Raw genomic sequence first — 19,934 nt, 5'->3', positions numbered from 1 at the left:
AACAGGGCGCTGTATCCCCGCAGCCTGGGGCGCAGCTCCTGCCAGGGCTAAATATCTGTTCCCTGGCAGTGTTCAGTCTTCGGAATAATTTGTAATATTACATCAGCATCAACAAATTAAAACCTAATCGAGAACCATGAAAAAAGCACTTATTGGCTTTGCCCTGTCGGCAGCGCTTATGCTGGGCGCAGGCGCCGTGCAGGCGCAAGGTATAAAAATGCCGGCCGCAAGCCCGTCGCAGAAAATTGAGCAGGCCGTGGGCCTGGGAACCATCTCCGTGGACTATTCCCGCCCCGCTGTGAAGGACCGCCAGATCTTCGGCGACCTGGTGCCCTATGGCAAAGTATGGCGCACGGGAGCCAACGCCTCCACCAAGATCAAATTCTCGGAAGACGTAACCATTGAGGGAAACAAGGTGCCCGCGGGCGAGTACGCGCTCTATACTATTCCGGAAAAGAACGAGTGGACCATCATCATCCATAAAAACACCAAGCACTGGGGCGATGGCGGTCAGGACTACAACCAGGCCGACGACCTGGTGCGCTTTAAGGTAAAACCACAGCAGAACCCGCGTAAAGCAGAGTCTTTCACGATCAATTTTGCCAACCTAAAGGCAGATGCGGCAGACGTGGAGATCCTATGGGACAATGTGGTGGTGCCTTTCACGGTGAATACGGATGTAGACAGCAAGGTGATGGCGCAGATAGACGAGCATGTGGTGAAGGGCACCAACGTGAACCCGAACCTGTATGCGGCGGCGGCAAACTATTACCTTGAGAAAGGCCACAACCTGAAACAAGCCCATGAGTGGATGAAAAAGGCCAATGAGAAGGATCCTAAATTCTGGAACGTGCACGCACAGGCTAAGATTGAGGCCCAGCTGAAGAACTACAAAGCCGCCGTTAAAACAGCCGAAAAATCTATGGAGCTGGCCAAGGCGGCCAATAACCAGGATTATGTGCGCCTGAACGAGAAGGCCATTGCCGAGTGGAAAAAGATGAAATAAAGCTATCTTTGCTTTTAACGTATAAAAGCCTCCGGGAGTAAGTATACTCCCGGAGGCTTTTTTGTGGCACTATAACCTGTAAACCTGTTGGAAGAGAAGAAGCATTCGGAAGAGCACCTGGGCCCTGCCCGGGAATACTGGTGGAACGAGGATTACCTGGAGCTGCTGGCCGAGCGCCTCTACCTCCCCTACATACAAACGCTGGTGGACATTGGCTGCGGCAAGGGCATGATGGGTTTTAAGTTCTCCAGATTTATGCCCGACGGCGGCAAAGTATACGGCGTGGACTACGAACCGGGCTACATTGCAGAGGCGCGGCAGCGGGCGCAGAGCGAGTTCGGCCACAAGAACATCGACTACGAGTTTAAGGTGGGAAACGCCACCGACATCCCCCTCCCCGACGACATTGCCGACGTGACGCTCTGCCAGACGCTGCTGATCCACGTGAAAAACCCGCAGCGCGTGATACAGGAGATGATCCGGGTGACCAAGCCGGGCGGCTGGGTGGTGGCCCTGGAGCCGAACAACCTCGTGCCCAACCTGATGTTCGACCGCTACGGCGAGACTGATTACAACGTGGAGGCCATGCTGGAGGTGCTGGAGGTGAAGCTGCGCATCGAGAAAGGCAAGAAAAACCTGGGCGAAGGCTTTAACTCGCTGGGCGATGTGGTGCCCGACCTGTTCCTGAAAGCCGGTTTGCGGGACGTGAAAGTATGGATATCGGACAAGGCGCTCTCCATCATCCCGCCCTACGATACCCAGGAGAAGATGCTGCGCGTGGAGCAGATGCTGCAGTGGATCGAGAGCGAGGCCATGGGCTACGACTACCAGGACAACCTGAACTACTTTATGGCCGGCGGCGGCGACAAAGATAAATTTGATGCTTACTGGCAAAAGCTCCTCTACAACAAGATCATGCTGAAGGGGAAACTGCAGAAGGAGGAATATGTGTCGGCGGGTGGAAGTTTGGTATACATTGTGGCGGCGCAGAAGCCGCGGTAGGACTGATTTATACTTTTTTATACTTTAGCCGCTGCTGTTTGTAGCTGGCCACAAGCTATACTTCCAAATACGGCTGCCGCGAGTCTGAAGCCTGTGTCTTTTTATACTTCGGCCATACTTTATACTTGCTGGTTTATATTTTCATAGCCGCTGCTTCCTTCAATTTGAACCAAGCTATACTTACTAGCTTCCGCTGATCCTCCAGACTTACGAGCGACTCGTTTCACCTCTAGCTTTGGCTCCCTCCAGCCCGAGAGGGCTTGTCCTCGGGCATCGCGCTGTGTACATTTCCTTTGCTTGACCTGCGGTCTCCGCAATTTCGCTGAAGCGAAACCGGAAATCTACAAGGCGCTCAACCCAAGGACTGGGTGCCGCGAGTCTGAAGCCTGTGTCTTTTTATACTTCGGCCATACTTTATACTTGCTGGTTTATATTTTCATAGCCGCTGCTTCCTTCAATTTGAACCAAGCTATACTTACTAGCTTCCGCTGATCCTCCAGACTTACGAGCGACTCGTTTCACCTCTAGCTTTGGCTCCCTCCAGCCCGAGAGGGCTTGTCCTCGGGCATCGCGCTGTGTACATTTCCTTTGCTTGACCTGCGGTCTCCGCAATTTCGCTGAAGCGAAACCGGAAATCTACAAGGCGCTCAACCCAAGGACTGGGTATCAGTTCGATAGCTGCGGCTATTACAACTGTCCCCTTGAGGGGACCATAGGGGTGTTTATACTTTGATTATGAAACTTAAACTACAATCAAAGTAAAAGCAGACTCCCCTCCTTGGACAAGGAGGGGCAGGGGTGGTTGGACCCGGTACTGCAGAATTTCCCTCTCGGGAGTGGTGCAGGGGTGGGTTCATACCTGTAGGGACAGGTCGTGACCTGTCCGCGCGATAACCGTAGAAATGATTCTTACTTGGGCTAAAGCAGCTTGAACCGGCCCCCCTCCCCTGTTTTTGGAGATGGGGTGCTAGATTAACACCTACGCCACCAGCTCCTTCTTCCGCTTCCCTATCAAACCCTGAAGTATAAACCCGAACAGAATCACCGCCACACAGCCAATCACGTTGAACCACAGGAAGGCGATATCGGTGAAGTAGTGGCAGTAAAGCACCACGGCCTCGGCAAGCAGGGCGGCAAAGAACACGGCATTGCCCTGGATCCGCTTGAAGTAAAAGGCCACCAGGAAGATACCCAGGATAGTGCCGTAGAAGATGGAGCCAATAATGTTCACGGCTTGTATGAGGTTATCCAGCAGCGAGGCGTAGGTAGCAAAGACTATGGCGATAAGGCCCCAGGCCAGCGTGAACAGGCGCGAGGCGTTGAGGTAGTGCGTCGGGTCGCCATCCTGTTTTAAGGAACGTTTGTAAATATCCACCACCGTGGTAGAGGCCAGCGCATTCAGTTCGGAGGCGGTGGACGACATGGCGGCAGAGAAGATAACAGCCAGCAGCAAGCCTACCAACCCGGCGGGCAGGTACTTCATCACGAAGGAGATAAAAACGTAGTCAGTATCCCTCGTCTCGGCCTCGGGTACGGCCTTTTTGATAACACCTTTCACCTGCTCGCGTACCTCCTTGCCTGCCGAAGTATAAGTGCTGACCTGCGCCTGGGCGGTGGCAATGGCGGCATCGTCTTCCGCTTTAAGAGCGGTTACCAAACCCTGCACCGCCTCCTGCTTCTGCTCAAAGATGTCGTTATACTTTGCCTCCAGGCCCCGCAGCTCGTCGGCGTGGGCGGTGGCGTATACTTTGCTTTTGGTGCCCTCGTTAAAGAACACCGGCGGCTGGTTGAACTGGTAAAACACGAACACCATCACCCCAATGAACAGGATCAGGAACTGCATCGGTATCTTGAGCAAACCGTTGAACAGCAGACCTAACCTACTTTCTGCAATGGATTTACCGCCCAGGTAGCGCGCCACCTGGCTTTGGTCGGTACCAAAGTATGACAGCGCCAGAAACAGGCCTCCCGTCATCCCGGACCAGAAATTATAGCGGTCGTTCCAGCTCGTTTCCCAATCCCAGGAAAAGTCAACCACGTTCATCTTGCCCATTTTTCCAGCCACGGCCACAGCGTCGCCCAGCCCCACGTTCTCCGGCAGGTAGCGCACCACCATGATACCGGCGATGATCATGCCGCCCATCATCACGGCCATTTGCTGCTTCTGTGTCACGCTCACCGCCTTGGTGCCGCCCGACATGGTATAGATGATCACCAGGATGCCAATGATCAGGTTGGTGGCCGTCAGGCTCCAGCCCAGCATGGTGGAAAGGATGATGGCCGGCGCATAAATGGTGATACCGGCCGCCAGGCCGCGCTGCACCAGGAACAGGAAAGCCGCCAGGGAGCGTGTTTTCAGGTCGAAGCGGTTCTCCAGAAACTCATAGGCGGTGTATACTTTCAGGCGATAAAAGATGGGGATAACCGTGATGGAGATGATGACCATGGCGATCGGCAGGCCGAAGTAGAACTGCACGAAGCGCATGCCGTCCTCATACGCCTGCCCGGGTGTAGACAGGAAGGTGATGGCGCTGGCCTGCGTGGCCATGATGGACAAGCCGATGGTCCACCACTTCATGCTGTTGTCTCCCTTCAGGTAGCCTTCTATGTCTTTGCTGCCGCGCGTTTTCCACACTCCGTAGCTCACGATAAAGCCCAGCGTGCCCAGCAGCACGATCCAGTCGAGTGGCCTCATTGGTAGATTTTTGTGATGATGTAAAACAGGATGATCAGGAAGGCCAGGTTGCCCAGCACTAGCCAGTACATACCCGCCCAGCTCTTAAAGAAAGGTGGTTTCTGGAGGGGCGGCTCCTCGTCTACAGGGTGCTTATCTTTCATGGTTTTAACGTATCTCGTAGCACGTGTCAGGTATCACGAAGATCATCGTACGCCCGTAAAGTCGTGCTACGTGTGTCGTGATACCTGATACGCTGTGGCCTATTTTATACTTGAGCCGGCGGCGTTGCCGGAGCGGTTGTTCTTTCCCAGCGAGATCAGGTTGGCAAACAGGCGGTACGCACCAGCCACGCCGGCCGGCAGCTCCCGGAAGAAGGAGTAGCCTGTATAGACATAGTGGCCTTCGCCATACTTTGCCACCAGTAGGCCGCCGTCGCGGGCAGGTTCGCCGGGGTCGTTAGACGAAAGTATGGCCGTGTACTCCTTGCTCCACTCGTTGGGGAAGTATAAACCGCGCTCCTGCACCCAGCCCTCGAAATCCTTTTGGGTGATCTTGTTAGGCGAGTTGAGCACCGGGTGATTTGGGGCCAGCAGGCGCACGGCAGCATCCTCCACGGCCACCCGCTCGCGGCTGAGTTGGAGGGGGTACGGGCCCACGTTGGGCATCACCAGGGCATGGCTCGTGTTATACTGCACGATCAGGTTACCGCCCTGTTTCACGTATTCCAGTAAGGTGGGCTGGTAGTGCCGGAGGCGATCCACGGTGTTGTAGGCGCGCACGCCAAGTATAACCGCGTCAAACTGCTGCAGGTAGTTCAGGCGGATATCCCCGTCTTTGAGCAGCGTTACGTTGTAGCCGATCTGCTGCAGACTGGCCGGGATGTCGTCGCCGGCTCCCATCAGGTAGGCCACCTTATCGCCCTGCTTCTGCAGGTCCAGTTTCACCACCCGGGCCACAGCCTCCGGAAACGTAACCTGCGCCGGAATATGCTTGTAGTTGATCTCGTTCAGGCCCAGTGTATAGGCCTTGCCCTCCACCGTTGCCACAGCCTTCAGCTGCGCCTCCTCCTGCTTTTTGGGCGGGTACACCATGAAGTTTATACTTTGCTCGGCGCCTTTCGTCTCCAGGTTAAAAGGCACGGAAGCAGGCTCGGAGCGCCAGCCCTTCGGCAGGTCCAGCTTCAGATCGCCTTTTATACTTTCCTTGCCGGACTTTACCAGCACCTGCACCTGCTTGGGCTCGCCGTTGGCGAACATGAGCACCTGCTCCCGCAGGTTCACAAACACCGGCGGCGTTACCACAAACGGGCGGTACACCTCGCCATCCACCGGGTCGGTGCGCTTGTACACCACCGGCACCTGCACCTGCAGCGGCTCCCCGGCCACCTGCAGGGTAAACGTGGCCTGGGCGGCTGGCTCATTTTCGGGTTTGCCTACCAGTTGCTGCTCCTGCACGGCGAACATGCCTAGCGTGCCCTTCTCGCGCAGCCAGTAAGGTTGCGTATAAGCCATACCTTGCGGCAGGGTTTTGCGGGTGCCATATTTCAGGGGCTCGTTATTTTTCAGGGAGATATTAAGTGTCGTGTCCGAGGAGGCGAAATCATACTTTACACGCTGCAGCGTCACCGGCACCTCGGAGCGGTTGATGGCCTCCACCTGCAGTTGCACCGGCTGGCCCGGGGCGGCGGCATAGTCGTTGGCCGTCACTTCTAAGTATAAACCCATGGCCTGCTGCAGCACCTGCTCCAGTTCCAGGGTCTTCGTGTGTTTCCAGGGGCTGTCAGGCAGCTGCTGCAGCGCTTTCCTGGCGGCCAGCAGCGCTGGCACCACATCGGCAGGCCTGGTAGGATTATAGGTATCGATGGCTTTCCGGAGGAGCTGCTGTACTTTCTCGCCTCCCTTCACACGGCTCCAGGTGGTGTTTATACTTTCAAACAGCTCCTGCTGCGCCTTCTCTCCTGCCGTGTGCTGCAGGTATTCTATACTGGTGCCGCGCGCACCACCGGCCCCGAACCCCTGGCTCTTATGCATGCTGCGGCTGCGGGCCGCCACTTCGCCGTAGGATTCGCCCAGTAACGGGTTGTAGCCGCCCACGTCTATCTTCAGCAACTCCTTGCCATACTTCTCAAACTCCTCCTGGCTCTTGAAGGACCACACCCCGGTGTTCCACAGCAACCGTTTTGGCTGCCATACTTCCACGTGCCTGAGCTGCTCCGGAAAGCGCTTCGGGTCGGCGGCTGCTTTAAAGGCTTCCTCGGCAAGTATAGCCGACGCGCTGTGCTGCCCGTGACCGGCGCGCTCATCGGGCGGGAAGCGGGTGATCATCACATCGGGTCTGAAGTTGCGGATAACCCATACCATGTCGGCCAGCACCTGCTCCCTGTTCCAGATGGTAAAGGTTTCCTCCGGGGTTTTGGAATAGCCAAAATCGTTGGCGCGGGTAAAAAACTGCTGCCCGCCATCAATGCGACGCGCCTGCAGCAGCTCCTGTGTGCGTATAATGCCCAGGTTCTCGCTTATCTCCGGCCCGATCAGGTTCTGCCCGCCATCGCCCCGGGTGATGGAGAGGTAGGCCGTGTTGTAGAGTTTCTCGTTGGCCAGGTGAGCGATCAGGCGGGTGTTCTCATCGTCGGGGTGCGCGGCCACGTAAAGCACGCTGCCCAGCACGTTCAGCTTCTGCAGGTCCTGCAGCACTTTGGCGGCGGAGGGCTTCTCAGGGGCCTGCGCCAGCAGGGGCTGCAGCAAGGGCAGCAGGAAAAGAACCGGTAACAGCGAACGAACAAGTGAATGGCGCATCTTCATAGTATGTTTCAGCAGCGGGTGTGGCCGCCAGGGTTCGGGAAATTTATCAGTAACGTAAAACTAAGCATTTCTGCGAATGTATGATATGCTGATTTTATCTTAGCGGACAAAGCGCGAATGCAGCGGAACAGACGACGGCTGTACATGCCTATACTTCCGGCCAGGCGGAGCCCTTTTGGAGAGCGTTTCAGAGAATTTGTCCTTTTCAGGGTAAAAATCACGAAAAACTATAGGAAAAAAATTAGTTAAATGCTATGTTTGTACGATTTCTTTTAGTAGTTTTCTACCACCGCATACCTTTGCCCTAACTCTTGCGCGTGTCGTGCCGTAAAAACCACGCAGCTGCAAGGGTGTTGCATACCCTTATTCCTATATGTGACAGATAACATGCCTAGCCAAAGAGAGAGCAACATCAACGACTTTGCGTTTGACTTCCTGCGCAGTCATTACTCCGCCCGTTTTGGGGCCAAGCACATTTTAGTGGATATAGACGAGCAGACCAGGCAGGGGCATACGGTGCAGGGGCTTTTCTCTCTCCAGAAGGAGGATAAGTCGCTATTTCTGGCTTCGCTGCATACCCATAACTCCCCCCAGATAGCCAGGATCCTGACGCGCTACAAGAAAAACGGCCTGAGCATGCTGCGCTATGCCTCCTCAGTTTTTGTGCTGCTGCTGGTTACGCTGGCAGGCTGGCGGCTGGGCTTCCTTGTGGCCGGTCTCGCGGTGGCCGTGGCCTTAGCGGCAGGCATCTTCCTACTGCACTCTATAGCCGAAAACAAACTACATGCACGCCAGCTACGGCACCTGTTGGACGAGTTGAAGAAGACACCCGCCGATGAGCAGTGGCTGGGCCTCTCCATCAGCAGCCTCACCTTCCGCAACAATTACCTGGCCAGGCAGCTGCTGCTTGCCTGCGAGCGCCGTGGCATCGGCATCATCACAGTGGGGCAGCGCGCCAAGGTCGTGCTAATGAAGGAGCCAAGACAGGCCACCTGCCGCCGCGGCGACTTTCTGTCCCATTACCAATCCGATGCCCGCATCCGCCAGGCTTTATTGGGCGATACCGTTCTTCGCGTAGCTTAAACGCAGGTCCTTAAGTTTTTGCCACGTCCTCTGCTCCCACTGTGCAACCATGCGGACTTGGCTTAAGTACGTGAAGTACGCGGGCGCCATGACCTGGAAGAGGGGAATCAGGCTCAACACTACTATTCTTATACTTTTCATTGCCATTGTTTTACGGGTGATCTTGCTTCATACCGGGCACCCGAACGATAGCGCTGCTTCTTCTGCTCTATGAACATACCCTTTATACTTTCCTTTCTGCGGCAACTGCGGCAGCACAACAGCAAAGTATGGATGGACGCGCACCGGGAGGAGTACCTGCAGGCAAAAGCATACTTTGTGGAACTGGTGGAGTACCTGCTGGCCGAGTTGCAGCAGTTCGATGCCTCGCTGTACGGGGTCTCTGCGCAGGAGTGTATCTTCCGGATCAACAAGAATGATTTCTCCAAAAAAGGGGAAGCACCGTATAAAGGGCATTTCGGGGCGGGTATCTCGCCGGGCGGCAGGCACTCTCCGTTTGCCAACTATGTGCTGGTGCTGGAGCCCGAGGGCCTTTCAAGGATTGGGGGCGGCATGCGCAAACCCGGCACAAAGCAACTGGGGCTGATACGGGAGGAGATTGATTACAACCCCGGCCAGTTGCAGCAACTGCTGAATGAGCCATCGTTCAAGGCTTCTTTCGGGGGATTCAGGGGAGAGAAGACCAGGAATGCACCCAAGGGATACGATAAATCGCACCCGGAGCTGGCGCTTCTAAAGTATAAAGGGTATCAGGTGCTGCATTATTTCAGCGATGAGGAAGTGAGCCAGCCCCAGTTTATAGAGCGGGTGCCGCCGCTGCTCCGGCAGCTAAAGCCGCTCCACGACTTTCTGAACAACGCCATAACAGAACTATAGTGAGACAACCGATCTACTTCCTGCTCAGCCTGCTGCTGACCACCGCGCTGCTTTCCTGCCGGCAGGAGCCAAAGCGCATGCCCGACACGCTGCCCGATGTGTACGGCTACATCACCGACATTAAACGCACCTCAAAGGAAGGAGAGGGAAAAGCCAAGGCCGTGGTGGCGGTAAAGTCCTTGGAGGGCGTAGCGGCAAGTTACGCCGATGCCAGCGTGAAGATAGACGAGCATACCCTGATAGAGGATGAAACCGGCGAGGGACTAAAACTGGAGGACCTGCGGGAAGGGCATCAGATTCAGGCCTGGTTTGATGGCGAGGTGCTGGAGCGCCAGCCGGTGCAGGGCCATGCCAAAGCCGTGCGCATAAGCTATTAAGGACTCCTCCTGCCTTTGCCAGAGCTACTCCTCTGGCAAATATCCCTCGGATGGAATGAGAGAGGAAAGTATAAAAGACTGCCCTTTATGATTAAACTTTATCAATATATACTTTCAATATATTTATTTATATCTCAGCCATTTATACTTCCTGCCCGTAAAAGGAGGCTTGTGGGAGGCAGCATGAAGATGCCCTTTCCGCTAACCTGTACTTTACGACCAATTAATGAAGGCATCACCTTACGCAACAGAATTTGAGAGCGAGATAGCAGCCTGGCCAAAACCAATACGGCTGTCAAACCCGGGGGGAGGCGTGTACCTAACGCTGCAGTTGCACAAAGACTACATCGAAGCCCGGTGGAACGGGCATATAACTGCCGGTGACGTAGTAACGGCATCTAAGGTATACCTGGCCCTGCTGCAGACTTACCCAAGCCCCGATAAGCTGCTCAACGACAAGACCAATGTAACCGGCGACTGGTCGGATGCAAACGACTGGCTCGAGTTTGAGTGGCTGCCGCAGGTGATATACGCCGGCTTGCGTTACCTGGCCCATGTGTACTCCAGCAACATGTTCAGCCGTCTTTCGGCCCGCGACCTATACCTGCGCATAACTCCACGGATACAGATGCAGAACTTTAACCATCGCGGCGAGGCGCTGCACTGGCTCCTTACCTGCCTGCCCCCTCAGTTAGAACAGACAGCATAACAGCCGGCAGCCGCGGTTGCCTTACAGGCTGGCAACCGCTACCGGAGCCGCTGCGGTAATTTCCACAGTGTCCAGCAGTACATCCATTACAGGCTCCTCCAGTGTGGCGGGGGCAGCTTTAAGAGCAATAGCTTCTTTTGCCTGTGGTACCTGATAGGTTTCCTGAACTGCGAAACCAAAACCAAAAAGAGAGGCGGCGATAAGAACGATGATTTTCATAGTGGTAAGATTTAAACTGTTTAACTTCATTTTGTTCTTGCAAACTTACTCTATAGTACCATGTAATACAAAGTACTGTTACATTAAACACTACCCTTTTATACCAACATGCTCATTTCCTCCGTGAACAGGATTGGAAACCGGACGAAGGCAATGTGATAATCTCAGCTTTTAAGTGGCTTTTTAGAAGACCACATAGCCCTGAGAGATTACCTTTCCACCATCTCAGGGACGTGCAGCCCGGGGCATGCGTAACAGCAGGCAAAAACCCTTACCTTTGTCCCCATTTCTCAAACTATGCAAAACATTACCAAAGCAACAGAAGCTCAGGACGAGGAGCAGGGCAAAACTGGCTTTAAGCGCGAGATCACCCTCTTCGACGCCATCATGATCGTAACGGGCGGCATGATCGGCTCCGGCATTTTTATTGTAACCGCCGATATTTCCCGCACCGTTGTCAGCCCCGGCTACATGCTGCTGGTGTGGCTCATCTCCGGCTTTTTGACCATGGTGGGCGCCATCAGCTATGGCGAGCTTTCGTCTATGTTCCCGAAGGTGGGCGGCCAGTACGTGTACCTGAAGGAGGCTTACAACAAGATGGTGGCCTTCCTGTATGGCTGGACGCTGTTCCTGGTGATCCAGACCGGGGTAATCGCGGCTGTGGGAGTGGCTTTCGCGCGTTTTACCGGCGTGCTCATCCCCTGGTTCAGTGAGGATAACGTGCTGATGCGGCTGGGCGGGCTGGAGTTTACCTCGGTGCAGCTGCTCACTATCGTCTCCATCATCTTCCTGACCTACGTTAACTCTAATGGCGTAAAGAGCGGCAAGCTGATCCAGAACATCTTTGGCAGCACCAAGCTCATCGCGCTGTTCGGGCTCATCATCTTCGGCTTGCTTTTCGGCGTGAACGACGCGGCCGTAGCTGCTAACTTCTCTGATTTCTGGGGCCCCAGCGGTTCTGCCAGCCCGGTACCCACCGGCACGGTGCTGGTATCGGCGCTGGGTATGGCCATGGTGGGCGCCCTCTTCTCCGCCGACTCCTGGAACAACATCGGTTTCTCGGGCGATGAGATCGTGAACCCGAAGCGTACCATCGTGCTGAGCATGGTGATCGGCTCGGCCATTGTGATGGGCATTTACATGCTGATAAACCTGGTGTACCTGCTCGTGCTGCCCATGCACGGCTCCCCCGACGCGGCCACGGTCGTGGGTCAGGGCATTTCCTTTGCCAGTAACGACCGTGTGGCCGCCGCTGCGGCCGAGGTGATAGGAGGCTATGAGGCCACCGTGGCCGTAGCCATCCTGATCATGATCTCCACCTTCAGCTGTAACAACGGGGCCATACTTTCCGGCGCGCGGGTATACTATGCCATTGCCAAGGATGGTCTGTTTTTCGAGCGGATGGGCCGCCTGAACAAGAACGGCGTGCCGGCGGCCGCGTTGTGGCTGCAGTGCGTGTGGGCCTGCCTGCTTTGCCTCACCGGCACCTTCGGCGATCTGCTCGACTACGTGGTGTTCGCCATCATGCTGTTTTACATCCTGACCATCATCGGCATATTCGTGCTGCGCAAGAAGCGGCCTGACCTGCCACGCCCGTATAAGGCTTACGGTTACCCGGTGCTGCCCGCGCTGTATGTGCTCCTGTCCTCAGCCATCTGTATTATCCTGCTCATCTACAAGCCGGTGTATACCTGGCCGGGGCTGATTATTGTGGCGCTGGGGATTCCGGTGTACTACCTGTTTGGCAACAGGTTCCGCAAGCACAAATCCTAGATTCATACTTCCAAAGTATGGGAGAGCCTGCAGCCAGCGCTGCAGGCTTTTTCTTTGCTTAAACGGCTGCTGCCCCCTCTCCAAAGTATAAACAGAACGCACCGCCGCTGCTCACGTAGTAGAACCTGAATAACACAGAAAAGCTATATGAGCAAAGAAGAAGCGATTCCGCCCGGGTGGAGCTACAACCCGGCCTCGTGGGGGCAGCGCATGCCCATTGTTGTGGCGGCCATGGTGGGCTTTGCCATTGCCACGTACCTGGCCCTGTTCCAACTCAAAGTGTTCGATACCGTTTGGGAGCCGTTCTTTGGCGATGGCAGCCGCAAGATCCTGACCTCCAAGACATCCCAGATGCTCCCTATCCCCGATGGGGCCCTGGGGGCCATTGGCTATTTGGTGGATGCCCTGGCCGGCGTGATCGGCGGCATCCGCAGGTGGCGCACCATGCCCTGGATCGTGATTGCCTTCGGACTGGCGGTTGGTCCGCTGGGCTTCGTTAGCGTGCTGCTCGTGATCCTGCAACCGGTGCTCTACGACTCCTGGTGCACCCTTTGCCTGGCTACCGCACTCATCTCCGTGGTGATGATCGGCCCGGCCATGGACGAGATGCTGGCCAGCCTGCAGTACATGAAGCGTGTAAAAGAGGCGAAAGTATCGCTTTGGAAAGCCTTTTGGGGGTATAAGGAAGTACAGGGAAGAGTTATCTAAAGTATAAAACAATGTGGGCACACGTTCTTAACGCACTACTCGGCATCTGGCTGATGGCCTCCGCGGCCATACTTGGCTACAGCGATGCCAAAACCATTACCGACAACGAGCACATCGCAGGGCCGATCATCGCCAGTTTCGCCATCATCTCGTGGTGGGAGGCCACGCGCGTGGTGCGCCTTTACAACGTGCCGGTGGGCCTCTGGCTGCTGCTGGCCCCCTGGGTGCTGGGCTTCGACAATACCACCGCCACGGTTAACAGCATGCTGGTGGGTGCCCTCGTAACGGGCTTGAGCTTTGTGAAAGGCAAGATCAAAGACGTGTACGGCGGCGGCTGGTCGGCTGTCTGGAAATCGGATACGCTGCACGCCCGTGAGGCGCGGAAACAACCCAGAACCAATCTGAAGTAAAGCCGGAAACCCGAAAGAATTGAAAGCATCGGGAGTTGTTCCGGTGCTTTTTGTTTTGTTATACTTCCGGAAGTATAAAAACCAGGAATAATCTGTCTTGGCCTTCAACAGCCGCATCCCTGCTAAATAAAACTCCCCGATATTTTGCTCTCCTTATACTTTGAAAGTATAATTTTATACTTTGCATCACGCCTCAACCTAACTGTAAAATCTTGAGACCCAAAACGAAACGAATGGTGGTAGCCGGAGCGCTGCTGATTATGGCGGCTGGCGCGCTTATGATCCGTGCCGATATACCTGCCGAGGAGTTGAGGGCAAAGTATAGCCACCCAGCCTCCAAGTATAAAAAGTTGGGAGGCGCCAACCTGCACTACCGCGACGAGGGCCAGGGCATGCCGATCGTGCTGCTGCACGGCACCGCCGCCTCGCTCAACACCTGGGATGCCTGGGTGGTTGAACTGCAGAAAAACCACCGCGTGCTGCGCCTCGACCTGCCCGGTTTCGGCCTCACGGGCCGCAACGCCTCCGACACCTACTCCATCGACTACTACTCCCGGCTTCTGCTGCACTTCTTGGATAGCCTGCAGCTGGAGAAAGCCCACATTGCCGGCAGTTCGCTGGGCGGGCAGATTGCCTACGACTTCGCTGCCGACCACCCGGAGCGGGTGCATAAGCTGATCCTCATAGCGCCCACCGGCGTAACCAATGCCAATGAGAAAAGCATCTCCATGCCCTTCCGGCTGGCCCAGACGCCGCTGCTGAAACACTCCTTGAAGTACATCACGCCGCGTTTTATAGTGGAGAAAAGCCTGCGCGAAGTGTATGGGGACGATAGTAAGCTAACTGAGCAGGTCATCACCCGGAGCCACGACATGCTGCTACGCGAGGGCAGCCGCGAAGCCTTCATCGCGCGCATGAACACCCGGGATGCCGACAACCTGCATAAGCTGGCGAAGGTACGGGTGCCCACGCTCATACTTTGGGGCGAGGCCGATGCCTGGGTTCCGGTTACCGACGCCACACACTTTCAGCAAAGTATACATGGTGCCCAACTGAGAACATATCCCGGCGCAGGACACATCCCGATGGAGGAACAGCCGCAGGAAACGGTGCGGGACGCCCTGCTGTTTCTAAGCGCTGAGGTGGCCCGCTCTAAGTAAATCAGAGAAAGAAACCCGGATTCATACTTCCGGCGCTACCCCTTCTCCCTAAAAACACCTATCTTTCTCATCGTACAAGTATACCATGAGCAAAGCATACTTTATAAGCGGGCTGGGGGCCGACTGGCGCATGTTCCAGTTCCTGAAGCTGCCGGAGTACCTGCCCCAGCAGTACGTGGAGTGGGTGGAGCCCAGGCATATCGACGAGCCCCTGCACGAGTACGTGCTCCGGCTGCTGGACCAGATCAACGACCCGGACCCGATCCTGGTGGGCATGTCGTACGGCGGCTTGGTGGCCATTGAGCTGAGCAAGATCCTGAAGCCACGCAAAACCATTCTTATCTCCAGCCTGGCTACCCACCATGCCTTACCTGTCATTTACCGGGCAGTGGGCAAAACACATTTACACCGCTGGATGCCCCTGAAACTGATGCAGAGTATATACCCAGTGGCGCCTTTCTTCTTTGGGGCGCACAAGAAGCAGGAAAAGCAATTGCTGCGGGAGGCCATACTAGAGATCGATGAAAAAGTGCTGCGCTGGTCGCTGGGGCAATTGCTGGCATGGCCGCAGGAGGAGGTGTTGCCGGGCCTGGTGCAGATCCACGGCACCAAAGACCTTATCCTGCCCCTCCACGACCGCCCCGACATCATAAAGATAAAGCATGGAGGGCACCTGATGGTGCTGCACCAGGCCGATGAAATAAGTGCTACCTTAAGCCGCATATTAGAAGAAACATGGATAAAAGCAGATACACCGTCACCACCACCAGCGGGCAGCAGGTAGACCTCACGCAGGCCCAGATCCTGCGCAGCAACAACCTCTACCCCTTCGGGCAGCACAACTACGCCATCTATGAAACCCCGGAGGGAGTTTTTGTAAAAGCCCTGAACAGCGGCGAGCGCGAGATCATGCTGACAAGTTATGAACTGATAGACGAGCAGGACGCGCGCCATTATGACCACCCCTACTTCCGGACAGACAACTAGCCTATGCAACTGAGCTTTTGGGAACAGGAAACCTACTTTAAAGACATTGATGTCCTCATCATCGGCAGCGGCATTGTGGGCCTGAACGCGGCCCTGCACCTGAAAAAGCAGCAGCCACAGCTAAAGGTGCTCGTGGCGGAGCGGGGCCTGCTGCCAACCGGGGCCAGTTCCAAAAATGCGGGCTTTGCCTGCTTCGGCAGTCCTTCCGAGTTGCTCGACGACCTGCGCCACCACTCCCTGGAAGAAGTGTTTGGCCTGGTGGAGCGCCGCTGGAAAGGCCTGCAGCGCCTGCGCCGGAACCTCGGCGACGCCACCATCGCTTACCACCGCTGGGGAGGCTACGAGCTGTTCGATGCGCAGCAGGGGGAGCTGTACGAGGCTTGCGTGGAGCAACTCCCCTTCCTGAACAGGCAGCTGCAACCAGTAATCGGGGAGCCGGAGGTGTTTCAGCCTGCCGATGAGAAAATCACCCGGTTTGGCTTTAAGGGCGTGCGCCACCTGCTGCTGAGCACCGCCGAGGGCCAGATAGACACCGGCAAAATGATCCTGGCGCTCACGCAGAAGGTACAAAGTATGGGCGTGCTGGTCCTCAACGGGCTGGAGGTGCAGGCGCTACAGGAGAACGAAAAGGATGTGATCGCCGTGACCGCGCAGGGTTTATACCTGAAAGCCCGAACCGTGCTGGTGGCCACCAATGGCTTTGCCCAAAAACTGTTGCCCACGCTGCAGGTACAGCCGGCGCGCGCGCAGGTACTCATCACCAAACCTATCGGGAACCTCAAACTCAAGGGCACCTTCCACTACGACAAGGGCTATTATTACTTCCGGAACATCGGCAACCGGGTGCTCTTCGGCGGTGGCCGTAACCTGGCTTTCGAGGCGGAGACTACGACTGAGCTGGGGCTTACAGCGCTGATCCAGCACAGATTGGAAGAACTACTGCGCGAGGTGATACTTCCAGACACGCCTTTTGAGGTGGAGCACCGCTGGAGCGGCATCATGGGCCTGGGCATTGGCAACGCCAAAACTACCTTAGTGCAAAAGGTAACGGACCGGGTGAGCTGTGCCGTGCGCCTGGGCGGTATGGGGGTGGCTATCGGCTCGCTGGTGGGTGAGGAGGGTGCAGCGCTGGTGCTGGAGCAGGTATAAAATCCCTTAACCGTCCAAGAACAAAAAAGGCGAACTGTGCTGTTGCAGTTCGCCTTTTACATGCTGTGTCTGGCTTGCCTTAAGCTGTTACCCATTTGCCCTTTCTTTGGTGAGACATGGGGTTAACCGGGCGTTTCTGCGCTTCCTGCTCGGCCCGGTAGAAGGCATTGTACTCTTCCTCCCCCAGTTCCTCGCGGAGCGCTATATGGAATAGCGCTAATTCCGGGTAATGCTTGTACTGTTCCTGGCGCTCCTGTGGGTTGCCTCTGTTAAAATCATAAAAACTTCTCGTGGTCATAGTCGCTGTTTCATCTGTTTAGTTTGCAATCGGTTAAACACCAATAACATACTCTTAACCTATACTTTAAGTTGTTACGATTTTCCGGCGACCGCTAACCTCGCGTCAAAGCCCGGCCATTAGCTAAGAAATATCATTCATTCGCATAGATTCTTTACGATACTCCCTCATAAGTTGCCTTAATCCAGTTGCACGAAAATCTTTGTGGCAGCCTTCTTGAAAAGCCAAAGCACGCATTATAATTCGCCTCCATAAAGTGCAAAAATGCATTGCTGCGGCCTCGAAACGAGCAGGCCCGGCAAGATGCCGGGCCCTTTATACTTTGCCGTAAAATTGGATGTTTATTGCTGCAGACCCAGCACCTCAATACCTTGCTCAAACACGATATCCACCGGGATGTTGGCCTTGGACAGGCGGTCCAGGTCTGCCTGCAGTTGCGGGCTGATCTGGCCCTGCTCGTTCAGCAGTGAGCCCACGCCGGCGTAGTCGCCGTTGCCCTGCAGCGTCAGGATCTTCTCCGACAGCTTGTTCATCGCCTCCCGCATCTTGTCGTAGTTTACTTTATACTTTCCTGTGGCCTCATCGCGCTCAAAGGCGCCGTTATCCTTAAAGAAATTGAAGCGCACCATGTTGGCCTTGCCGTGCGCACTGGCTGCGCCAAATCTTACCGAACGGAATATGCCCGCTAGAAAGGTTGTATAATACTCCTTCAGGTCGCCTTCTACCTCTCCTTTTTCCTGCAGCTGCGTGATCATGTACAGGCCCAGGATATCGGCTTTGCCTTCTTCCAGCGCAGAAGCGTGCTCTTTCAGGGCCTCCCGCACGGTGCCCTTGTTGTTGAGGGTATTCTTGATGCCCAGGCCGTGCGCCACCTCGTGGAACATGGTGTTGGCAAAAAACGCGTCGAAGGTCACGTACTGCTGCTGATCCTCGGCTATCAGCTCGTCGGCAATCGGCTCCATGATCTTATCGAACTTGGCTTGCATGGCGTTCTTGAGCTGCAGGCGGCGCGTACCCTTCTTCAGCTGCACCTCCTCGTCGTTTGGCAGGTTGATGGCGATGGTCTTGCTGCCCGCGTTGGCGTCGCCGGCGTAGTATACCACGTCGTAGGCGTTCAGGTCGGAGTCGGTGCCCGGGGTTTCGGTTTTATACTTGGCAGGCACCGGAAGCCCCTGCTGCAGTTCCGGCAGGAAAGCCGCATACTTGGAGAGGCGCTCGCTCCACTCCATATCCTTCACCAGCACATAGGCCTCGTGGGCCGCCTTGTACCCGAACAGCTTGTCCTCATACGTCTCGATCGGGCCGATCACGATGTCCAGCTTATTCGTCTTCATGTCCATCCAAGCCAAATCCGAGGGCTGGTAGTTGTCGGTCAGCATGGCCTCGGCACGCAGGGTGAGATATTTTTTCAGTCCGGCATCCTCGGCCAGGGCAGCGGCCTGCTGCAGCAGGCTGGCCACGCGCTGCACCTCCTCTTTAAACTGCACATGGTACGGCACTGTGATCAGGCTACCACCCGCATCGCGGCGCAGGAACGTATACTGGCTGGTCTTGTCGGGCAGGTTGGCCTGCTCAAACTCCTCCTTTGTCATATCGGCCGGGTAAAAGTTGGCGCCGTCTGGTTTCGGGCCCACGCCAGGTATAAACGGTTCGTTGTTGCTGAGGCGGTCCCAAGGGCCGTAGTTGATTTGCACATACTTTCTGGCCGCCTCATTGTCCAGCGCGGCCAGCAGGGAGTCACCTTTGCCGTAGGCCTCGTACCAGAACAGTTTGTTCATCACATCCGATGCCTCGATTAGCAGCGGAATCATCTTTTTCTCGTTCCCGCTCAGGTGGCTCAGGTCAGTCGTGAGGCGCACCGAAGTATAGGTATCCACTTTTTGCTGCAGCTCATCCGTTGCAACGGCTTCCGTGGTGGTGGTTTCTGCGCCGTCGGTGGTGCTGCTGCTACAGCCAAATGTGGCCGCTGCCATAGCCGAGGCGAAAAGTATGTGGCGTGATTTCATGGGGTTAGCTTAGGATTAGTTTTACTGATGAAGGTAGTGTTTTTTGTGGTTTTGGCAAAGGGGGAAGTTTGTTCTTCGGCTATACTTTCTTTGTTGTTTTTAGTAGGATGATTGTGGCATTTGTTGCGCGTTCCCTCGCTGCCAGGGTTTTGCACCCGGAGCCTTTTTACACTTTTTATACTTGCTGTTCCGAATCCGCGGCAGCCATACTTATACTTGAGCTATACTTCATACTTCTCTGGCGCAAGCTGAAAGTCCCGGAGCATTTCGGGGCGTCCGCTTGTGCCTTTTTATACTTGAGTTATACTTTAATCATACTTCCGCTTTTTCGGATTTGCAATTCGCGTGAGCCATATTTTCATACTTTAACTTCGGCCATACTTCCACGAGTCGTTGCTTCCTTATACTTGAACCAAGCTATCCTTACTAGCTGTCGCTGATCCTCTAGTTCCCACAAGCCTACTGTTGCATTTCCTGCTTTGGTGCTCTCCAGCCCGAGAGGGCTCCCCGAAATCCTTCGGGGTAAACTCTCTCGAGCATCGCGCTGGGAGCTTTTCCTACCCTCGTGCCTCGGGCTGCCTCGCCTCCGGCTCGTCACCGGAAAAACTCGCATAGGCGCTCAACCCAAGGACTGGGTATCAGTTCGATAGCTACGACCTTACTGTCATCTCGACCTTTGGGAGAGATCTCTTT

19 protein-coding genes are annotated in these 19,934 nt (G+C 55.5%); 13 read left to right on the top strand and 6 right to left on the bottom strand.

All coding sequences use genetic code 11. From position 1 onward, the window contains the following. The first annotated feature begins 136 nt into the window (after positions 1–136). The gene (locus tag A3841_RS08560) at positions 137–1,006 is read left to right on the top strand and encodes a DUF2911 domain-containing protein (RefSeq protein ID WP_073851924.1); all 870 of its coding nucleotides are present in this window, start codon (positions 137–139) and stop codon (positions 1,004–1,006) included. An 87-nt stretch (positions 1,007–1,093) separates the two neighbouring features. After that, entirely contained in the window at positions 1,094–2,008 is a 915-nt protein-coding gene (locus A3841_RS08555) for a class I SAM-dependent methyltransferase (RefSeq protein WP_073851923.1), read from the top strand. 979 nt (positions 2,009–2,987) lie between these two features. On the opposite strand, the gene A3841_RS08550 is transcribed toward A3841_RS08555, so the two are convergent. From A3841_RS08550 to A3841_RS08545, 3 genes are all read right to left on the bottom strand, one after another. Beyond that, the gene (locus A3841_RS08550) at positions 2,988–4,703 is read right to left on the bottom strand and encodes a sodium:solute symporter (RefSeq protein WP_073851922.1); all 1,716 of its coding nucleotides are present in this window, start codon (positions 4,701–4,703) and stop codon (positions 2,988–2,990) included. Further along, positions 4,700–4,846 (bottom strand): hypothetical protein, encoded by a 147-nt coding sequence (locus A3841_RS20275; RefSeq protein WP_170866164.1) that lies wholly within the window; start codon positions 4,844–4,846, stop codon positions 4,700–4,702. The genes A3841_RS08550 and A3841_RS20275 overlap by 4 nt, the downstream gene beginning before the upstream one ends. A gap of 99 nt (positions 4,847–4,945) precedes the next feature. After that, positions 4,946–7,486, bottom strand: a complete 2,541-nt coding sequence (locus A3841_RS08545) for a PIG-L family deacetylase (RefSeq protein WP_073851921.1) — start codon at positions 7,484–7,486, stop codon at positions 4,946–4,948. A 387-nt stretch (positions 7,487–7,873) separates the two neighbouring features. On the opposite strand from A3841_RS08545, the gene A3841_RS08540 reads away from it, so the two are divergent. From A3841_RS08540 to A3841_RS08525, 4 genes are all read left to right on the top strand, one after another. After that, entirely contained in the window at positions 7,874–8,569 is a 696-nt protein-coding gene (locus A3841_RS08540; protein WP_073851920.1) for a hypothetical protein, read from the top strand. A 210-nt stretch (positions 8,570–8,779) separates the two neighbouring features. Then, positions 8,780–9,445 carry a DUF2461 domain-containing protein gene (locus tag A3841_RS08535; RefSeq protein WP_073851919.1) on the top strand — a complete coding sequence of 222 codons (666 nt, stop codon included), beginning with the start codon at positions 8,780–8,782 and terminating at the stop codon, positions 9,443–9,445. Then, complete coding sequence (locus tag A3841_RS08530; protein ID WP_083610277.1) at positions 9,445–9,822, top strand: hypothetical protein; 378 nt, start codon at positions 9,445–9,447, stop codon at positions 9,820–9,822. The genes A3841_RS08535 and A3841_RS08530 overlap by 1 nt, the downstream gene beginning before the upstream one ends. A 226-nt stretch (positions 9,823–10,048) precedes the next feature. After that, positions 10,049–10,531 (top strand): hypothetical protein, encoded by a 483-nt coding sequence (locus A3841_RS08525; RefSeq protein ID WP_235861332.1) that lies wholly within the window; start codon positions 10,049–10,051, stop codon positions 10,529–10,531. 21 nt (positions 10,532–10,552) lie between these two features. On the opposite strand, the gene A3841_RS08520 is transcribed toward A3841_RS08525, so the two are convergent. Beyond that, positions 10,553–10,750 carry a hypothetical protein gene (locus A3841_RS08520; protein WP_073851918.1) on the bottom strand — a complete coding sequence of 66 codons (198 nt, stop codon included), beginning with the start codon at positions 10,748–10,750 and terminating at the stop codon, positions 10,553–10,555. A 297-nt stretch (positions 10,751–11,047) separates the two neighbouring features. Here A3841_RS08520 and A3841_RS08515 point away from each other — a divergent pair, with 297 nt between their 5' ends. The 7 genes from A3841_RS08515 to A3841_RS08485 all read left to right on the top strand — a co-directional run bounded on the left by A3841_RS08515 (position 11,048) and on the right by A3841_RS08485 (position 16,937). Next, a complete protein-coding gene (locus A3841_RS08515) occupies positions 11,048–12,523 on the top strand; it encodes an APC family permease (RefSeq protein ID WP_073851917.1) in 1,476 nt (491 codons plus the stop codon). A 147-nt stretch (positions 12,524–12,670) separates the two neighbouring features. After that, positions 12,671–13,231 carry a vitamin K epoxide reductase family protein gene (locus A3841_RS08510; protein ID WP_073851916.1) on the top strand — a complete coding sequence of 187 codons (561 nt, stop codon included), beginning with the start codon at positions 12,671–12,673 and terminating at the stop codon, positions 13,229–13,231. 11 nt (positions 13,232–13,242) lie between these two features. Further along, the gene (locus tag A3841_RS08505; RefSeq protein ID WP_073851915.1) at positions 13,243–13,641 is read left to right on the top strand and encodes an SPW repeat protein; all 399 of its coding nucleotides are present in this window, start codon (positions 13,243–13,245) and stop codon (positions 13,639–13,641) included. Between the two features lie 212 nt (positions 13,642–13,853). Then, on the top strand, positions 13,854–14,801 hold the full coding sequence (locus tag A3841_RS08500; protein ID WP_139307921.1) for an alpha/beta fold hydrolase: 948 nt from the start codon (positions 13,854–13,856) through the stop codon (positions 14,799–14,801). An 85-nt stretch (positions 14,802–14,886) separates the two neighbouring features. After that, the gene (locus A3841_RS08495; protein WP_073851914.1) at positions 14,887–15,585 is read left to right on the top strand and encodes an alpha/beta hydrolase; all 699 of its coding nucleotides are present in this window, start codon (positions 14,887–14,889) and stop codon (positions 15,583–15,585) included. After that, the gene (locus A3841_RS08490; protein WP_073851913.1) at positions 15,537–15,788 is read left to right on the top strand and encodes a hypothetical protein; all 252 of its coding nucleotides are present in this window, start codon (positions 15,537–15,539) and stop codon (positions 15,786–15,788) included. Before A3841_RS08495 ends, A3841_RS08490 begins: the two co-directional genes overlap by 49 nt. A 3-nt stretch (positions 15,789–15,791) precedes the next feature. Next, positions 15,792–16,937, top strand: coding sequence for an NAD(P)/FAD-dependent oxidoreductase (locus A3841_RS08485; RefSeq protein WP_073851912.1), 1,146 nt, complete (start codon positions 15,792–15,794; stop codon positions 16,935–16,937). A 79-nt stretch (positions 16,938–17,016) separates the two neighbouring features. Here the strand turns inward: A3841_RS08485 and A3841_RS08480 are convergent, their stop codons facing one another. Both A3841_RS08480 and A3841_RS08475 read right to left on the bottom strand, forming a co-directional pair. After that, positions 17,017–17,235 carry a hypothetical protein gene (locus tag A3841_RS08480; protein ID WP_073851911.1) on the bottom strand — a complete coding sequence of 73 codons (219 nt, stop codon included), beginning with the start codon at positions 17,233–17,235 and terminating at the stop codon, positions 17,017–17,019. A 341-nt stretch (positions 17,236–17,576) separates the two neighbouring features. Then, complete coding sequence (locus A3841_RS08475) at positions 17,577–19,241, bottom strand: dipeptidyl-peptidase 3 family protein (RefSeq protein ID WP_073851910.1); 1,665 nt, start codon at positions 19,239–19,241, stop codon at positions 17,577–17,579. Between the last annotated feature and the right edge of the window lie 693 nt (positions 19,242–19,934).

Source organism: Pontibacter flavimaris, from assembly GCF_001907195.1.
Classification (GTDB): Bacteria; Bacteroidota; Bacteroidia; order Cytophagales; family Hymenobacteraceae; genus Pontibacter; species Pontibacter flavimaris.
This window is presented reverse-complemented; position numbering and strand designations above follow the sequence as displayed.